Origin of the sequence: Streptomyces spongiae, from assembly GCF_009377185.1 — a bacterium.
In the GTDB taxonomy this organism is placed as follows: domain Bacteria; phylum Actinomycetota; class Actinomycetes; order Streptomycetales; family Streptomycetaceae; genus Streptomyces; species Streptomyces spongiae.
Map to the genome: position 1 here is coordinate 1 of NZ_VJZC01000223.1, position 14,480 is coordinate 14,480.

General features: G+C 69.5%; 18 protein-coding genes and 3 pseudogenes. 5 read left to right on the forward strand and 16 right to left on the reverse strand.

Features of this window, described 5'->3' with window-relative positions; translation table 11 throughout:
* From FNH08_RS26445 to FNH08_RS54065, 3 genes are all read right to left on the reverse strand, one after another.
* A partial coding sequence (locus FNH08_RS26445) for a dihydroxy-acid dehydratase domain-containing protein (protein WP_194238618.1) occupies positions 1-848 on the reverse strand: 848 nt, incomplete at its 3' end.
* A gap of 224 nt (positions 849-1,072) precedes the next feature.
* Positions 1,073-1,432 (reverse strand): hypothetical protein, encoded by a 360-nt coding sequence (locus tag FNH08_RS52265; protein ID WP_228034359.1) that lies wholly within the window; start codon positions 1,430-1,432, stop codon positions 1,073-1,075.
* Positions 1,433-1,599: 167 nt separating this feature from the next.
* On the reverse strand, positions 1,600-2,403 hold the full coding sequence (locus tag FNH08_RS54065; RefSeq protein ID WP_152774043.1) for a protein kinase domain-containing protein: 804 nt from the start codon (positions 2,401-2,403) through the stop codon (positions 1,600-1,602).
* A gap of 240 nt (positions 2,404-2,643) precedes the next feature.
* On the opposite strand from FNH08_RS54065, the pseudogene FNH08_RS26460 reads away from it, so the two are divergent.
* The 3 genes and pseudogenes from FNH08_RS26460 (at position 2,644) to FNH08_RS26470 (ending at position 4,182) form a co-directional block, all read left to right on the forward strand.
* A pseudogene (locus FNH08_RS26460) lies at positions 2,644-3,484 on the forward strand (acetaldehyde dehydrogenase (acetylating)).
* A pseudogene (locus FNH08_RS26465) lies at positions 3,481-3,638 on the forward strand (4-hydroxy-2-oxovalerate aldolase); the annotation flags it as partial. The pseudogenes FNH08_RS26460 and FNH08_RS26465, both read left to right, overlap by 4 nt.
* 16 nt (positions 3,639-3,654) lie before the next feature.
* Entirely contained in the window at positions 3,655-4,182 is a 528-nt protein-coding gene (locus FNH08_RS26470) for a hypothetical protein (RefSeq protein WP_152774044.1), read from the forward strand.
* Positions 4,183-4,263: 81 nt separating this feature from the next.
* On the opposite strand, the gene FNH08_RS26475 is transcribed toward FNH08_RS26470, so the two are convergent.
* The 10 genes and pseudogenes from FNH08_RS26475 to FNH08_RS50940 form a co-directional block, all read right to left on the reverse strand.
* A complete protein-coding gene (locus FNH08_RS26475) occupies positions 4,264-5,547 on the reverse strand; it encodes a glycoside hydrolase family 1 protein (protein ID WP_152774045.1) in 1,284 nt (427 codons plus the stop codon).
* Between the two features lie 148 nt (positions 5,548-5,695).
* Positions 5,696-5,938 carry a hypothetical protein gene (locus tag FNH08_RS52270; RefSeq protein WP_228034360.1) on the reverse strand — a complete coding sequence of 81 codons (243 nt, stop codon included), beginning with the start codon at positions 5,936-5,938 and terminating at the stop codon, positions 5,696-5,698.
* A gap of 158 nt (positions 5,939-6,096) precedes the next feature.
* Complete coding sequence (locus FNH08_RS53605) at positions 6,097-6,438, reverse strand: CoA transferase (RefSeq protein ID WP_322725431.1); 342 nt, start codon at positions 6,436-6,438, stop codon at positions 6,097-6,099.
* Positions 6,439-6,665: 227 nt separating this feature from the next.
* On the reverse strand, positions 6,666-6,971 hold the full coding sequence (locus tag FNH08_RS53610; RefSeq protein WP_228034365.1) for a hypothetical protein: 306 nt from the start codon (positions 6,969-6,971) through the stop codon (positions 6,666-6,668).
* Positions 6,956-7,180 carry a Clp protease/crotonase-like domain-containing protein gene (locus FNH08_RS53615; protein ID WP_228034366.1) on the reverse strand — a complete coding sequence of 75 codons (225 nt, stop codon included), beginning with the start codon at positions 7,178-7,180 and terminating at the stop codon, positions 6,956-6,958. Before FNH08_RS53615 ends, FNH08_RS53610 begins: the two co-directional genes overlap by 16 nt.
* Positions 7,181-7,197: 17 nt before the next feature.
* Positions 7,198-7,784, reverse strand: a pseudogene (locus tag FNH08_RS54070) (enoyl-CoA hydratase-related protein); the annotation flags it as partial.
* A gap of 1,290 nt (positions 7,785-9,074) precedes the next feature.
* On the reverse strand, positions 9,075-9,458 hold the full coding sequence (locus FNH08_RS26495; protein WP_322725427.1) for a fic family toxin-antitoxin system, toxin component: 384 nt from the start codon (positions 9,456-9,458) through the stop codon (positions 9,075-9,077).
* Positions 9,455-9,751, reverse strand: a complete 297-nt coding sequence (locus FNH08_RS26500) for a type II toxin -antitoxin system TacA 1-like antitoxin (RefSeq protein ID WP_228034361.1) — start codon at positions 9,749-9,751, stop codon at positions 9,455-9,457. Before FNH08_RS26500 ends, FNH08_RS26495 begins: the two co-directional genes overlap by 4 nt.
* A 486-nt stretch (positions 9,752-10,237) precedes the next feature.
* A complete protein-coding gene (locus tag FNH08_RS50935) occupies positions 10,238-10,399 on the reverse strand; it encodes a hypothetical protein (protein WP_194238619.1) in 162 nt (53 codons plus the stop codon).
* A 282-nt stretch (positions 10,400-10,681) separates the two neighbouring features.
* On the reverse strand, positions 10,682-11,056 hold the full coding sequence (locus FNH08_RS50940) for a hypothetical protein (protein ID WP_194238620.1): 375 nt from the start codon (positions 11,054-11,056) through the stop codon (positions 10,682-10,684).
* A gap of 125 nt (positions 11,057-11,181) precedes the next feature.
* Between FNH08_RS50940 and FNH08_RS26510 the strand changes: the two genes are divergently transcribed.
* Entirely contained in the window at positions 11,182-11,559 is a 378-nt protein-coding gene (locus tag FNH08_RS26510; RefSeq protein WP_322725429.1) for a DUF4259 domain-containing protein, read from the forward strand.
* 21 nt (positions 11,560-11,580) lie between these two features.
* Here the strand turns inward: FNH08_RS26510 and FNH08_RS26515 are convergent, their stop codons facing one another.
* The gene (locus FNH08_RS26515; RefSeq protein WP_194238621.1) at positions 11,581-11,805 is read right to left on the reverse strand and encodes a hypothetical protein; all 225 of its coding nucleotides are present in this window, start codon (positions 11,803-11,805) and stop codon (positions 11,581-11,583) included.
* A gap of 302 nt (positions 11,806-12,107) precedes the next feature.
* On the opposite strand from FNH08_RS26515, the gene FNH08_RS26520 reads away from it, so the two are divergent.
* The gene (locus FNH08_RS26520) at positions 12,108-12,353 is read left to right on the forward strand and encodes a hypothetical protein (protein WP_194238622.1); all 246 of its coding nucleotides are present in this window, start codon (positions 12,108-12,110) and stop codon (positions 12,351-12,353) included.
* Between the two features lie 898 nt (positions 12,354-13,251).
* Here FNH08_RS26520 and FNH08_RS53215 read toward each other — a convergent pair.
* On the reverse strand, positions 13,252-13,383 hold the full coding sequence (locus FNH08_RS53215) for a hypothetical protein (protein WP_265579800.1): 132 nt from the start codon (positions 13,381-13,383) through the stop codon (positions 13,252-13,254).
* 194 nt (positions 13,384-13,577) lie between these two features.
* Positions 13,578-14,012 carry a hypothetical protein gene (locus tag FNH08_RS26525; RefSeq protein WP_152774048.1) on the reverse strand — a complete coding sequence of 145 codons (435 nt, stop codon included), beginning with the start codon at positions 14,010-14,012 and terminating at the stop codon, positions 13,578-13,580.
* Positions 14,013-14,480: the final 468 nt, after the last annotated feature.

The following is a 14,480-nucleotide window of genomic DNA, read 5'->3' on the forward strand; positions in this document are numbered from 1 at the left end:
GTGTTGGTGGAGCCGCCCATGGCGATGTCGAGGGCCATGGCGTTCTCGAAGGCCGCGAAGGTGGCGATCGCGCGGGGCAGGACCGTCTCGTCGTCCTGCTCGTAGTGGCGGCGGGTGATGTCCATGATCGTGTTGGCAGCGTCGACGTAGAGCTGTTTGCGGGCCGTGTGGGTGGCCAGGACCGAGCCGTTGCCAGGGAGGGAGAGGCCGATCGCCTCGGTCAGGCAGTTCATCGAGTTGGCGGTGAACATGCCCGAACAGGAGCCGCAGGTCGGACAGGCGTTCTCCTCGATGCGGAGGATGTCCTCGTCCGACACCTTGTCGTTGACGGCGTCGGAGATCGCGTCGACCAGGTCGAGCGTACGGACCGTGCCGTCGACGAGCGTGGCGCGGCCGGACTCCATGGGGCCGCCGGAGACGAAGACGGTGGGGATGTTCAGCCGGAGTGCGGCGTTCAGCATGCCCGGGGTGATCTTGTCGCAGTTGGAGATGCAGATCAGGGCGTCGGCGCAGTGGGCCTCGACCATGTACTCCACGCTGTCGGCGATCAGGTCGCGGGAGGGGAGGCTGTACAGCATGCCGCCGTGGCCCATCGCGATGCCGTCGTCGACCGCGATCGTGTTGAACTCGCGCGGGATGCCGCCCGCCTCGCGGATGGCCTCGGAGACGATCCGGCCGACCGGCTGGAGGTGGGTGTGGCCCGGCACGAACTCGGTGAAGGAGTTGGCCACCGCGATGATCGGCTTCCGCCCGATATCCGCGCCCGGTACACCGGAGGCGCGCATAAGGGCACGGGCGCCCGCCATGTTGCGGCCGTGGGTGACTGTGCGGGACCTCAGCTCGGGCATCGCGCTCGCCTCGCTCCTTCGGATATGACGACGGGGACCGCAAACGGCCCAATAAGGGATGTCTGTACGCGCCAACAGCCTACGCCGGTAAGTCAGTTGGCAAGTGGAGGGTGTGTGCTCGTTGGTGATCTTTTCACCAACGTTTACTGACCGGCGAGGAGTTCGCAAACCATCGGGATCACCTTCGTGCCGTACAGCTCCACGGCACGAAGGCGGGAGCTGATCTACTGCGTGCCCGCGGTGTAGATCAGGTCGAACCGGCCGACGCCGAGTGTCCGCACGGCGCGGGCGATCTTACGGGCGACCGTCTCGGGCGAGCCGATGTACAGGGAGCCGTGGGCGATCTCGCTCTCGTACTCCTCGCGGCTGACCGGAGGCCAGCCGCGCTCCGCGCCGATGCGATCACGGACGGTCTTGTAGTGCGGCCAGTGCAACTCCCGGGCCTCGTCGTCCGTGGCGGCGATGAAGACCGGAGAGCGCATCCTGACCGGATGGCTGGTCGTGCCGAACTTGGCGGTGGCGCGCTGATAGAGGTCGACGAAGGGAGCGAAGCGCTCCGGGTCGCCGCCGATGATGGCGATCATGAGCGGGAAGCCGTAGTGCGCCCGGATTCGGTCTTGGGGAAGACATCGGCGTTTTCGAGCGGAGCGCGTTTGGTGCCGCGCCAGGTGACCGGCTTCTCGTCCCGGAGCGGGGCGAAGAGCGCAACTCGTTGCGTCGGTACGTGTAGTTCGTCAAGCGGGCGATTCGTTCAGCCACGGCTGGGTCGACCTTGGCCGCCGCGACGACGACACGCTTGAGCAGCGAGTCTTCTCGGGTGTGCTTCCTGGTCCTGCGGACGAGCCGTTCGGCGGCGTGCGGGTCGAAGCGAGCAAGGTGTTCGGCCACACGGAACAGGCCCTTGCCGGGGTACAGACCACCGTAGGGTTGTGCTTGTGCTCGCGTCACGCTCAGCCAGACTCCCGGCGATCGCGGCCAGCGTCCGCGCTCGCAGGCCGGCCTCCGAGATACGGCGGGCCGCATGCAGAGCCGCTTCCACGTCCCGAGGATGCCCACCAGGGCGGCGTACGGCGAGGGCTGGGTCGCGCAGCCGCGCGGCCGTCTCGACAGCGGTCGGTCGCCGACCCGGCTCCTTCGTCAGCAGAGCGTCGATGAGCGCTTCCAGCCCGAGGGAGACCTCCGCGCGCAGCGCGCCGACCCGAGGGGCGGGCACCGCGACCTTCATATTGCGCAGCGCACCGATGTCCCCCGTGGCGGGCTTGATGTCGCGATGGACGAGACCGACGGCGTGCGCGGCGGCCAGCGCGTCGGCGACCTGGGCGCCGTACTCCATGACCTGCCCGAGGGGTAGGCCATCAGGAAACTCGCGCTTCATCACCGTCTTCAGGTCGTGCCCCCGCAGGAGCTCGAACACCAGGTAAGGGGCGCCCAGATGACTTCCCGTGTCGTACAGGGCGGTGATGTTGCGATGGGAGAGCCGTGCGGTGGCCCGGCCTCCCGCTCGAACCTGCTGAGGATGTGGCGCTGCTGTGTGCTCAACGCCGTGCCCACCCACTCCATGCCTTCAACCTTCACCGCCCCGCACACCATTCAGGCGAGGGACGACGCCGAAGCCCCGACCGGTTCGCCGACGCCGGTGAATCCACCGCCGCGGCCCCCACTCCCACTGAACGGGACACCCCCGCGCCGTCCCCGTGCGGCGGGCCACAGTGCGGCGGGCCACAGTGCGGTGAGCCGTGTGCGGCGGGCACGCGCCCGGGAGTCGGCCTGCGGTCGCGGGAGCGAGGGGAGAGCGATGTCGAGAACGAAGGTCGGGATCATCGGGTCGGGCAACATCGGGACCGAATTGATGATCAAGGTGATGCGTACCTCGCGGCATCTTGAGATGGGGGTGGTGGCGGGCATCGACCCCGGCTCGGACGGTCTCGCGCGAGCGAAACGGTTCGGCGTCGCGACCACGCACGAAGGCGTCGACGGCATGCTGAGGCTGCCGGAGTTCGACGAGATCGGGATCGTCTTCGACGCCATCTCCGCGAAGGCGCACCAGTACCACGCGGCGAGACTGTGGCCCCTGGGCAGGCGGCTGATCGACCTGACACCGGCCGCGATCGGCCCGTACGTCATCCCCGCCGTCAACCTGACCGAACACCCCGACGCGCCCAACCTCAGCATGGTCACCTGCGGAGGCCAGGCCACCATCCCCGTGGTGGCCGCGATCAGCCGGATCGCCCCCGTGCCCTACGCCGAGATCGTGGCCTCGATCGCCTCCAGGTCCGCCGGGCCCGGCACCCGCGCGAACATCGACGAGTTCACCGAGACGACCGCCGGAGCGATCGAGAAGGTCGGCGGCGCACAGCGCGGCAAGGCGATCATCATCCTCAACTCCGCCGAACCGCCCCTGATCATGCGCGACACGGTCTTCACCCTGGTCGACGCCCCCGGAACCGGTCGGTGTACAGACGAGCGAACAACTTGGGGACCCGGCCACCCGGACCGACATCCGGCACAGCATCGAGAAGATGGTCGAGGGCGCCGCACACTACCTGCCCGCGTACGCCGGCAACCTCGACATCATGACCGCGGCGGGCCTCCAGGTCGCTGAGCGGATCGCCGCAGCCGAGGCGGACAGCCGATGACCACGCGGATCTACGTCCAGACGTCACCCTTCGCGACGGCATGCACGCCGTACGCCACCGCATCGGAAACGCCGACGTCGCACGTATCGTGACCGCGCTCGACGAGGCCGGCGTGGACGCGATCGAGGTCGCCCACGGAGACGGACCGGCGGGCAGGCGCCGGCCAGTTCATGAAGAGCACGAGCCGCGCGGACGTACACCTCGGAACCAGGTACTCCGGTGAGTCCGAGGGCCATTCGGACGCGGCGTACCACGGCCCGTCGTACATGGTCGACCATCTGTGGCAGACCACCCGGGGCAGGACGATGGAGATCGTCCTGATCAACTGTCACTACCCCGTCACACCGACCTCCTTCGTCCTGCAGTGGGGCGTGATCGTGAAGAAGCCCGAGGGCATGACCGACGAGGTGGCGGACAAGGTCGCCGAGAGCTACACGAAGGGCGTCGAGTCGGGCTTCATGCAGGACGTCGAGATCTGGCGGAACAAGACCAGGATCGACAACCCGCTGCTGTGCGAGGAGGACGTCGCCGTCTACCAACTGCGCCGCTGGTACGGGCAGTTCTACGTCGACGCCGACAACGTGACACCGGAGATGACCCAGCGGTTCGAGTTCGAGATCGACACCGAGCGCGCCACCGCGTTCTGGCGCGAGGAGGTCGACGAGAACCTGCGCACGGGCAAGGTCGTCATGCCCTGAGCAGCGGACGTGCGACAGGGCGTCCTGGAGCACGCGTTCGCGGAAGTGTCACGCTTCCCCGGCCGAGGGCAGGGCCCCACGTCAGAGGGCCGCGCCGTTGCTGCGGGCGACCGTGCCCAGCCAGTGCAGGCTCGGCTTGGGTGTGCGGACGAAGGTGGTGCGGTCCACGGCGACCAGTCCGAACGTCATGGCGTACCCCGAGTGCCACTCGAAGTTGTCGAGGAGGCTCCAGTGCACATAGCCGCGCACGTCCACGCCGTCGGCCATGGCCTGGCGCAGACTCTCCAGCGCGGCCTTGGTGTGGGCGATGCGCGCGGCGTCGTCGGCGGTGGCCATCCCGTTCTCGGTGACCACCACCGGAACCCGCGCCACCTCCGCGGCCCAGCGCACCGAGTTGCCGAGCGCCTCGGGGTAGACCTCCCAGCCGGTCTGCGTCAGCGGTGTGTCGTCGGCCAGGGGCACGGGGCCCTCGGCGCCGAGGACCTGGCGGGAGTAGCTCTGGACGCCGATGAAGTCGTCCTCTCGGGAGATCTGCAGGAACTGCGCGCACCCCAGTTCCCTGACCTGTGCGGTGATCTCCTCTCCGCCGGGGGCGCTCTGGAAGTCGACGAGGGCGAGTGTCCACCCCACCTTCGCCCGGGGGTTGGCGCGCTTGACCGCGGCACGGCCCAGACGGTGTGCTTCCTTGACGGTCTCGATCGCCTCCGTGGTGAGCACGCGCATCGGATGTCCGAACTCGACGGTGTCCACGTCGCCACCGACACGGGTGGCGAAGGCATGCCTCACCGCGGGGGCCATGCTGGCCGCCGCGGTCACGTCCTCCAGCGCGGCCATCGGGACCATGCCGCCGAGGGACAGCATCGCGCCGAGATTCGGCTCGTTGAGTGTGCAGTACCAGGTGACGGCGTCGCCGAAGTGTTCCGCCACGGCCGCGCAGTAGCGGGCGAACAGTGCGGGCGCCTCGGGGTTGTTCCACGCTCCCGCGCGCGCGAACCAGGCCGGGGTGGTGAAGTGCTGCAGCGTCACCATCGGCATCACCCCGGCTTCATGGCACGCCGCCACCATGCGCCGGTAGTGCTCCAGCTCGGCCCGCGAGAACGTCCCCGGCTCCGGCTCGATCCGCGACCACTCGACACTGAACCGGTACGTGCCGAGCCCTGCCTCCGCCAGCAGGGCGATGTCCTCGGCGAAGCGGTGGTAGCTGTCGCATGCGTCGCCCGAAGGCTCCACGAACGGCGAGCCCGGCACGTTCTCCAACACCCAGTGATCACTGAGGACGTTGCTGCCCTCGATCTGGTGACCCGCGGTGGCAGCACCCCAGAAGAAGCCGGCAGGGAAAGCCGACGACGCGGCGGAGGAGGTCATCAGAGCTGCACCTTTCGGACACCGCGGAGCACGACTGCCGCCCACACGCTGAAACGTTTCGACGCTGGTGAAGGTAAACCCCAAAACCGAACGAAGCAAGGTTTTGGGGCGGTGGTGCTCGCACCGCAGATTCACGCCGGTGGTTGGGCTAGTGACGAGCCGCTGAGGGGCGGACGTCGCCGCCCCACGACCTGCCCGCGCGATACGGGCGCCGAAGGAGTACGTCGTTGTGCGCTCCGGGCGCCGCCGCGCGGCCCGGAGCGGGCCGGATCCGCGGCTCCGTGACAGGGAATCGGCCCGCGTCGTAGTCGACCCGCCAGGCCCCGTCGCGCCGGACCACCTCGTGCGGCGCGATCCCGCCGACCGCCGCGTGCGCGGCGACGGCGTGCATCGACACATCGATGAGGGCGGCCCGAGGGGCGGCCAGCGCTTCGACGGCGTACGCGGCGGCGATCGCACCCGTGAGCGGATCGGCGAGCGCGTCACCGCAGGGGAACAGGTCGGCGGTCAGCAGGCCGGCACCCGCCGCGACATCGTCGCCGAAACCGATCAGGCCCTGGTCCCGGCGTACGCGATGACCGACAGCCAGCTGGTGCCCTCGTCGACGACCTCCGCCGCGACGAGCCCCCGGCGGCGAAGCGCCCGGGCACGAGACGCCTCCAGGACGAGATCGGCACGGCGCACCAGCCGGCGAAGGCGGTCCATGTCGGCCCGCGACCCGAAGTCGACGGTCACCGATCCATGGCCGGCGTGCAGCAGGTCGTAGAACGCCGCGGGGCCGCGACGGACACCGTCGAGCCGCTGAACGCTCTCCACCTTGACCACCTCGGCACCACACAACGACAGCAGGTACGCGCACAGCGGACCGGCCCACAGCGAGGTGAAGTCCACGACGAGCCGCCGGGCCGCGACCTTCCGCGTGCCCAGAGGCGGTGACGGTCGCGGACGGCCGGAGCGGCGGCGCGGGTGAGCCGCCCACCGGCGCGCACGCGAGACCGAGCAGCCGGGCCCGGCCGACCGCGTCGGACGTACTGGTTCCGGCGGCCCAGGCCGCGACCGCGGCCCACGCGTCGACGGCCCGCCCGGACACCAGGGCCAGCACCGCAGCCAGGTCGTCATCACGGGGGGGGCGACAGGCCGAGGTGGCCGTCGCGGGTGCGCAGCACGCGGAACGCGCCCCCGCAGGACCTGGGGGCGTCGCGCCGGAGGTCGGCCGCCGCCGCGCGCTTCCCCAGCAACCGGACGCCGGGCAGCGGCACGGTGGGGTGGACGGCGCCGATCCTGCGGAGCGCGTCGGCCACCGTGGACGCGGGCCGGCCCGGCGCCGCCGACGGCGGCCCCTGCACGCGGCCCGTCAACGCCATCGCCTCGGACGCCGCCCACCGACGCAGCTCCGCGACCGCGCCCGTCAACGGTCCTGCCACACCGGCTGCCGTTTCTCGGCGAAGGCACGCGGGCCCTCCACCGCGTCGGCCGACGCCAGAACCACGGCCTGCTCGTCCGCGGTGATCCGCCAGCCGGTCTCCTCCGAGGGAACCCGGCCGTCGCCTTCGACACCGCCCGCGATCCGTTTGGTGGCCCGGACGGCCAGGGAGCGTTCGCTGCGACGCGCGCGGCCAGGGCGAGCGCGCACGGCACCACCTCCGGCTGCGGGACCACCGCGTTCACCAACCCCCAGCGCTCCGCCCGGTGGGCGTCGACCGGGTCTCCCCTCAGCACGATCTCCATGGCGACGGCCGGCGGGATCCGCCGGGGTAGCCGCAGCGCGCCGCCCCCGCCGGCCAGCAGGCCCCGCTTGACCTCCGGGAAGGCGAAGCGGGCCGTCTCGGACGCGACCACCAGGTCGCAGGCGAGCACAATCTCCCAACCGCCGCCGAACGGCGGCCGTTGACGGCGGCGATCACCGGCGTGGAGACCGGATGGGTGGCGACCCCGGCGAAACCCCACGGGTCGTAGCGCGGGTGCGGCGTGCGGCGGAACTCATGGCGGGCGACGGCCTTGAGATCCGCCCCGGCGCAGAACGCCCGGTCTTTGGCGCCGGTGATGACCACGGCTCGGACCAGGGGATCGCGGTCGGCCCGGTCGAGAGCGTCACCGAGTCCGTCCGACACCGCCTGGTAGACGGCGTTGAGCGCCTCGGGCCTGTTGATGGTCGCGATCAGGGTATGGCCCTCGATGTCCACGCGGACCGCCCCGCACGTCTCAGAAGCCACGGAGTTCCGCCGCCTCCTCCACATCGGCCCGGTTGGTCCGGAAGCCGTTCGCGGGATGGCCGGGGTCGGCGTAGCCGAACGAGACGCCGCACACCGTATGGCGTGTGCGCGGAAGCCGAAGTGCTCCCGCACCGCGTCCGAGTAAGTCGCGATGGACGCCTGGGCGACCGTCGCGCCCCCAGGCTCGTCGCGGCGAGGAGGAAGGTCGACAGATACCCGCCGCAGTCGACGTAACTGTACGAGCCGAGATCGGCCTCACTGGTCACGATCGCGATGTGCGGGGCGCCGAAGAAGCGGAAGTTCTCGAACGCCTGCCGCCTACGTCCCTCGATGTCGGCGCGCGCGACCCCCACGCTGTCGTACAGGGCGTAGCCGGAGGAGCGCCGGCGCTCGCGGTACACGCCGTCGTACCACCGCGGAGAGGCGATGTCGTAGGCCCCTTCCCCTGCCCCGGCCGATTCGGTGACCCGTCGCGCCAGGAAGGTGCGGAACGCTTCCGTAGGAACCCGCGACAACTGTGCCGGAACTCCAGCACTGAGCGCAGCGACGGATGCGCCGCCGTCCCGGGTACGCCGATCGCCGTCATCCTCGCCTCCAGCCCGCTCGACATGCGGGGAGCGTGCCACAGGCGCCTCGGTCGGCCGGGCCCGATACCACTCAGCGGGAGCGACGCCGCGAGGGCGGCGTGCGGCCCCTGCTCTGCGGTGACGGCGGAGATGCCTCTGCACGAGGCACGGCTGATGCCTTCCTCCAACCGCTTCCCGGGCATCCGGAACAGGGCACAGGTAACCGCGAGGGAGACGGAGGGCGCGCCTATCGCGAACCCCGCCACGATGGGTTCACCGGCTCCGAGCGCGCACTTGGCGTCGATGCCTGCCATTCCAACGCTCCACCCCCTGTCGCGTCGAAGCTCCGGTGCCACCCGCCGTCCTGCCCCTGACCACATCCCGCACCGCGACAGCCTGCGAGCAGCGCGCGCCGGGGCTGCCGCTCGTTCAACCGGGAACGCGGATCGACAGGCCGCTGTGACCGCAGGGTTGGGCACAGCGCGGCCGGTGGGCGGGCAGTTGCTGCGCCGGCGCGCTGGACCACGCGGTGCACCGGTCCACGGCCGATGCGAGCCGTCACGGTGAAGTGGATACGTACGGCGAACGCCGGGGGCGGGCGGTCAGCCGGCCGCGGAGGCGGCAGCACCCGGGCGCCGACGGAGGAGGGTTTCGCCGCGAGATCCAGGAAGCGGTACAGCGCGTCCCCGCAGCGGCTCACTCGGTGACGTCGAACTGGCGAGGAGGGACCCGCGTGGCGCGAGGTGGGTCAAGTGATGTTCCAGTCGCGCAGTTGGCGGGCGATGCGGGCGACGCCGAGTGTTCCGGAGGCCGCGTCGCGTACGAGGGCGACGGCTGCCTTGGGTGGGTAGTCGAGTTCGCGGGAGTTGAGGATCAGATAGGCCTCGGTGGCGTGCCAGGCGAAGGCTTCGTTTGAGTGTTCCAGGCACGGCAGTTTCGCCAGGGTCTGGAGAAGCGCGGCGGCCTTCAGGTAAAGAGACCCGTAGATGTCGCGCTCCAGCGCCCTGGCGTTGACCCGGGCGACGGCGGCGTAGAGCGGTCCGTAGTCGTCGACCTGCGGGTCACCGTCGAGAAGCTCGGCGGCGTGCAGCAGGAACGTGACGTCGAGCGGGACGGGTTCCGGCTGGGTCACGCGGCGTGACCCCGCTCCTGGTGATCGAGCTCCTGTAGCGCCTTCTGCTCGGCCGCCCGCTGCTCGGCGCCGGGATCCATGGTGCCGGGCTCGGCCGCGAAAGCCGCGCCGCTGCGGGCCATGGAGGCACGGAAGCCCTCCATGAACCGCCGCTCCACGTCGGTCGCACGGTCGTAGGCCGCCGAGAGGATGTACTCCTGCATGCTGACCCCGGCCTGCTTCGCGGCCGCCGCGATGGCGGCCCGCTGCTCAGGGTCAGGGAAGCGCAGACTCATCGCTTTGGTATCCGACATGGTATTCACGGTATCAGCGATACCTCGCGGGCGGCCAGGACGGCGCCGCGCACCCGTGCCCCTCTGCCGACGCAGCGCCGCAGCCTCGCCGGGCCGGACGCCAGTGCCTTCACGCACCCGGCGTCCGCCAACACAGCGAGTTGCAAAACCGTAGATCTCGACCCGGCCCGGCTCACAGGAGCCCCGCACCAGGCCGTCTCTTCCGGGTCACCCTGCTGACCAGGTGACGATGGCGCCGCCGCGGTGTTCCGGACGAAGCACCCCACGAGTGGTTCCGAATCCGGTGGATTCTTCGCAGCGGGCGAGACACAATCCCCGGGGAACCGGGGCGAGGGGGAGCTTGTTTGGACGTGTTCGCGTGTGCCGAGTGCGGTACGGAGCTGACGGCGCCGGTGTCCCGGTCGCCCTTCCCGTCCGCACCCACCACGGGGCGTGGGAGGAACTCCACCCTCCGCTGATGGAGCCCGCGACGTACGCTGTCGACCCTCAGCCCACCGGACCGCCCTGGCGGCTGTGGAAGGAGGTCGGAGCGGACGCGGCTGCCGGGCAGGGCGTGTTCGCGCCGTTGTACTCCGTCTCCTTCGGGGCACGGAACAAGATCGTCATCGCCCCCGGCGACTCCCGGTCCATGATCCTCATCCCCGACAAGTGCGAAGGCTACTGCCGGGGTGTGGATGGCCGGGCCGGTCCCAACCTGGCGTGCGAGGGGTGCGGGCGGGCTGTGGCAACCCGTATGGACGACTGCGGAATGTGGCAGACGGTGTGGCTGGAGCCCGACGCGGTCGTACGCCGCCCCTCGGGACTCCCGGCCGGCCCGCCTCCCGACTGGGACGATCTGGAACGCGTCGAGCATCGCGTCCCACCCGTCGAACCCGACGGCTCGTGGAGCCGTCGCTGGGAGGCGGCGGTCGCCTGGCCGTTTCGCCTGCCTCAGCGGGCTGACCAGAGGACGATGCCCGCGACGTGGAGGCGCCGGCCAGGTAGATGGTGGCGGACTTTTCGTAGCGGATGGCGATCCCTCGCCATCGCTTTGCGGGGTCGCCGAAGACGAACTCGCCGCCGTGTTTGGGCGGCGCCCTTGGGGTTGGCCAGGCTGAACTGTTTGTGCAAGGGCGTCGGACGCCGCATCACCCGATCTGAACGGAGTCGGCCGAGGATCGCGACGGACAGGTCATCCGGCAGGTCGGCGATGCGCAGAGCGTCGTATCCGGTGCCCAACTCGATCAGCACCTCCGGGCCACCCGGCCGCCACTGGCCGACGGCGACCAGCCGCTGGACGACCTCGTGGAGCTGCGCGGTGGTCACCGTGGCGACGTCGGCGCCGGGCTCCAGGCAAACCGCGTCAAGCGCCTCCGTCCAGGACGTGCGGCCGGTTGTCGGTACGCGCTGATACAACTCTCGCGTACCGACCCAACCAGCAGAGGAGACCGGTGGGCGACTGGGGAACCGGCAACTTCGACAACGACACGGCCGCAGACCACTTGTCGATCCTCACGGACCGGCTCATCACCGAGGTGGCGGACGCGATGGCCGGCGACCCGGTCGAGATCGAGCCCGACGAGTACTGGGGAGTTGCGGTGCCGGCCAACCTGGAACTGCTGAGTCTTCTGGCGCGGCAGGGGTACGTGGGGGCGTCGCTGCCTGAGGCCGAGGTGATCGAAGAGTGGAAGAAGACGTACATGGCGGTGTGGGAGGGCTGCATCGAGGACCTGGCGCCCTCATCGGGTTACAAGGACAAGCGACGCACAGTCCTGATCCGCACTTTCGACGACCTGGCGGAGCTCAGGAGGAAGGAGGACTCGGACTGAGGACTGTGCCCGAACGAACGCTCACACGGCATGCAGGACGGAGTTGAACGGGGTCGCGTCGCTGGTGTCGAGCATGGCGGCGAACTGACGCACCAGGTTGTGCGTTCGATTCAGCTCCGGACAGTGCTCGAACAGCCGTTGGGGGGCCTCGGTTGCGTGCAAGCTGCGGCGAGACGGTGCGGTGGCCGTCTTGACCCGTTGGCAGTGGCCTGGGTAGTCCTTGGCGGCGATCTCCGGGTGCAGCACGGTCGCGGTGTGCTCTGCCTTCCTCTCGGTGCTGCCGGAGGCACTCCAGGTACGGAACGCGGCTGATGGGCCAGCGGGAACGGGCCGGCAGCCGCCTGGTCAGGTCATCGACGACGAAATCCTGGAACAGCCGTGTCGACGGCACCGATTCCGACGTAGCCGACGCGTCGCGACGAGCGGGGGACCGGCCCACGGACCAGTGCGCACCACGTGAGGAACGGGCTCGTCGCGCGTTGCCCGCCGCGCCGGCCCGGCACCGGACGCCGTAGGGTTCCGGCATGACAGCAGAGTCAGCTATATCCGTGGAAACCCCGATTTACAGTCGCCTCGTCGCCGAGCGCGGCGACATCCCCGCCCGGGTGCGCGACGAAGCCGACCGCCTACGCCGCCAGCTGGCACCGCATTTCCCCGGTCCGGCCGTTCCCGACCGCAGGCAGAGCGCGGGACAGCCGGGCTCCTATTTCGGCACCGCGCCGCAGCCTCAGCAGAACCTGCCGTCTCCCGACAGCAGAGGTGCCGTCCCCAACTGGCAGTCGCTTTCCGCCTGAGCGGAGCCACAGGGGACGCCAGCCCGGCTGGAGTCGGTCACCTGGGCTGGCTCAAGGGTTGTTCAAGGACTTCTTCCACCCCTCAAGCCCGGCCGCCTACTCCTCGATGAGCCCGAGCGTCCGCTCGGCATGGCCGTGTCCGGTGTGCCTCGGACGGAGGTTGGGACCTCGGATGCTCGAAGTCAGTTGGCGACTCGAGCCTTGGCTGGTGCCCGATGTCCTCCGTATGTGTCGCCGCTCACGCCAGCATGCCCCCGAGGGATCCGCGATGAGTCCGGGCTGTGGGCCGCCCTGGCCGGGCGGGGGGTCGCCTGCGGTCGGCTTGGCCAGCTGGGCAGCCTCACGGAGTACCTCGACCAGATCGGCCCGCGTACGGTCGCCCTGCGTACCCCACTGATGCACGACGTACCGACGGGTGTCGGTATTCGTCCGGCCAATCCGAGTCGTGCACCACGGCACCCCCGGTAACCAAGTCGGACAGGGTGTCCAGGGCGGGACGCTGCGCGGCGTACAACGCCGGGTAGTCATACGCCCGGCTAGAGCTGCGCCGGCCGTCCCCGCCCGCGACGTCCAGAGCGCCGAGAATGCCCGGGGTGAACAGGCGCGTTGAGGTCACGCCCCGGTCGCGACCGAACCGGTCGCCGTCGCGGCCGTCGTGGAAACCACGGGCTTCGACGTGCGCAGCCGCCCAATTCAGCAGGGCGGGTGCGTTCGTCGGGAGAACGGTGGATTCGGCGCTGTATCGCATGTGTTCCTCCAGAGTTGAGGGGGCGGCGTTCAGGCCGCGCACCCGGCCTCTGCTGACGGTGCCGTTGTCGGGCGGGGCTCCAAGGCCAGAGCGGGCGGGCACCGCTGCGCGGTCCCGCTCCCGGGGACCGAGGACGCCGATCGGAGGGCTTCAGATAGGTGAGACGCCGTCCTGGACGGCGGTGGTGCAGTAGTACTGCTTGCCGGTGTTGCTGGCGCTGCGGTCGGCGCGGATGGCACAGGGGATGGTGCCGCAAGTGGGGACGGCGCGATTCGCACACATTCCATCTCCCGGTCCATAGATGCGGTACTCCGTGGCTTTGTTGCGGCAGTAGACACACGGGCGCGGAGAGATAACACGGGACATGACTGCTCCGGAGCTGGGGAGGCCGCGCCGTGCTCGCACACGGTCAAGTCGGGCCGCGCTAGGACTGCTTGTGGGGGAAGCACCTGGGGCAGAGACGGACGGTGCCGCGTTCAAGGCGCTCTTCCACCTCCGCCTTGGTGTACGCCATGAAAGCGCGGCCGGGGCCGCACTTGTCCTCGGTGATTTACCACCAGTGGCTCCGGTGGATCGGCCTGGGCTTGTACGTACACCTCGTCCAGGCAAGTCGGCCCGTAGGCGCAGCCAATCACGGCCATTGCCTCGATGTACTGGGCCTGCCCAAGGGTGCTGTTGTAGCTGGCGAGGTTGTTGCGCTCTACGGAAAATACGGGGCGCAAGTCATCGGTGACGATGTTCTTCCCCGACGGCACGTTGAGCGTGATCACTGTGCTGATTCGGTCGGAGTGCTGGCAGGGCTTATCGACATACGCGGCGTCGTCCGCGATCCGGGGTGCGAAGTATTCGCCGCAGAATCCGCACTCGAAGAGGTGATCTACGAGCATCGGCGGCCAGGACGGGTTCCTCATCGAACTGCATCACCCTTACTTCATTCTTGGCATGAATCATGTGGCTGTTGGGCGTAAGGGGCAGGGTTCTGATGGGCACGCCGTTTCCTCTCGCTGTGGACGAGTACCGTCTTCCGGCTCATCACGATGATCTTTTTCCTTCGTTCCCCGCAGCCGTCGCTCCGGCTGTTGTTGCGGGCCTCCCCTCGACGGCCCTCGCGGGGTGGCTACTGCCCTTCGAAGGTGATGGAGAGGATGGTGAGCTTGAGGCCGAGGAACTTGATGTGGAAGCGGAGGGTGGCCTGTTCGCCGGGCTTGAGATTCATGATCTGCTCGAACATTTCAGCTCCTGAGGTCTTTCGCGGTCAACTCTCCAGCTCTCGCCACCCTACCTCTATAAAAAGAAATAAGCAATATCGCCTGTTACGGGTTGCGTTGCGTGTTTGTTGTGGTTGTGTGGCGGGTGGTGTTACGGGTTGGGTAGGGTGG

Bases quoted from the DNA above. Each gene is read 5' to 3' on its own strand.
- FNH08_RS52265 (WP_228034359.1), bottom strand. From the start codon at position 1,432: ATGATCGCCATCATCGGCGGCGACCCGGAGCGCTTCGCTCCCTTCGTC.
- FNH08_RS26470 (WP_152774044.1), top strand. From the start codon at position 3,655: ATGAAGAGCACGAGCCGCGCGGACGTACACCTCGGAACCAGGTACTCC.
- FNH08_RS26475 (WP_152774045.1), bottom strand. From the start codon at position 5,547: ATGACCTCCTCCGCCGCGTCGTCGGCTTTCCCTGCCGGCTTCTTCTGG.
- FNH08_RS52270 (WP_228034360.1), bottom strand. From the start codon at position 5,938: ATGCACGCCGTCGCCGCGCACGCGGCGGTCGGCGGGATCGCGCCGCAC.
- FNH08_RS26500 (WP_228034361.1), bottom strand. From the start codon at position 9,751: ATGTCGGATACCAAAGCGATGAGTCTGCGCTTCCCTGACCCTGAGCAG.
- FNH08_RS53215 (WP_265579800.1), bottom strand. From the start codon at position 13,383: ATGTGTGCGAATCGCGCCGTCCCCACTTGCGGCACCATCCCCTGTGCC.
- FNH08_RS26525 (WP_152774048.1), bottom strand. From the start codon at position 14,012: ATGAGGAACCCGTCCTGGCCGCCGATGCTCGTAGATCACCTCTTCGAG.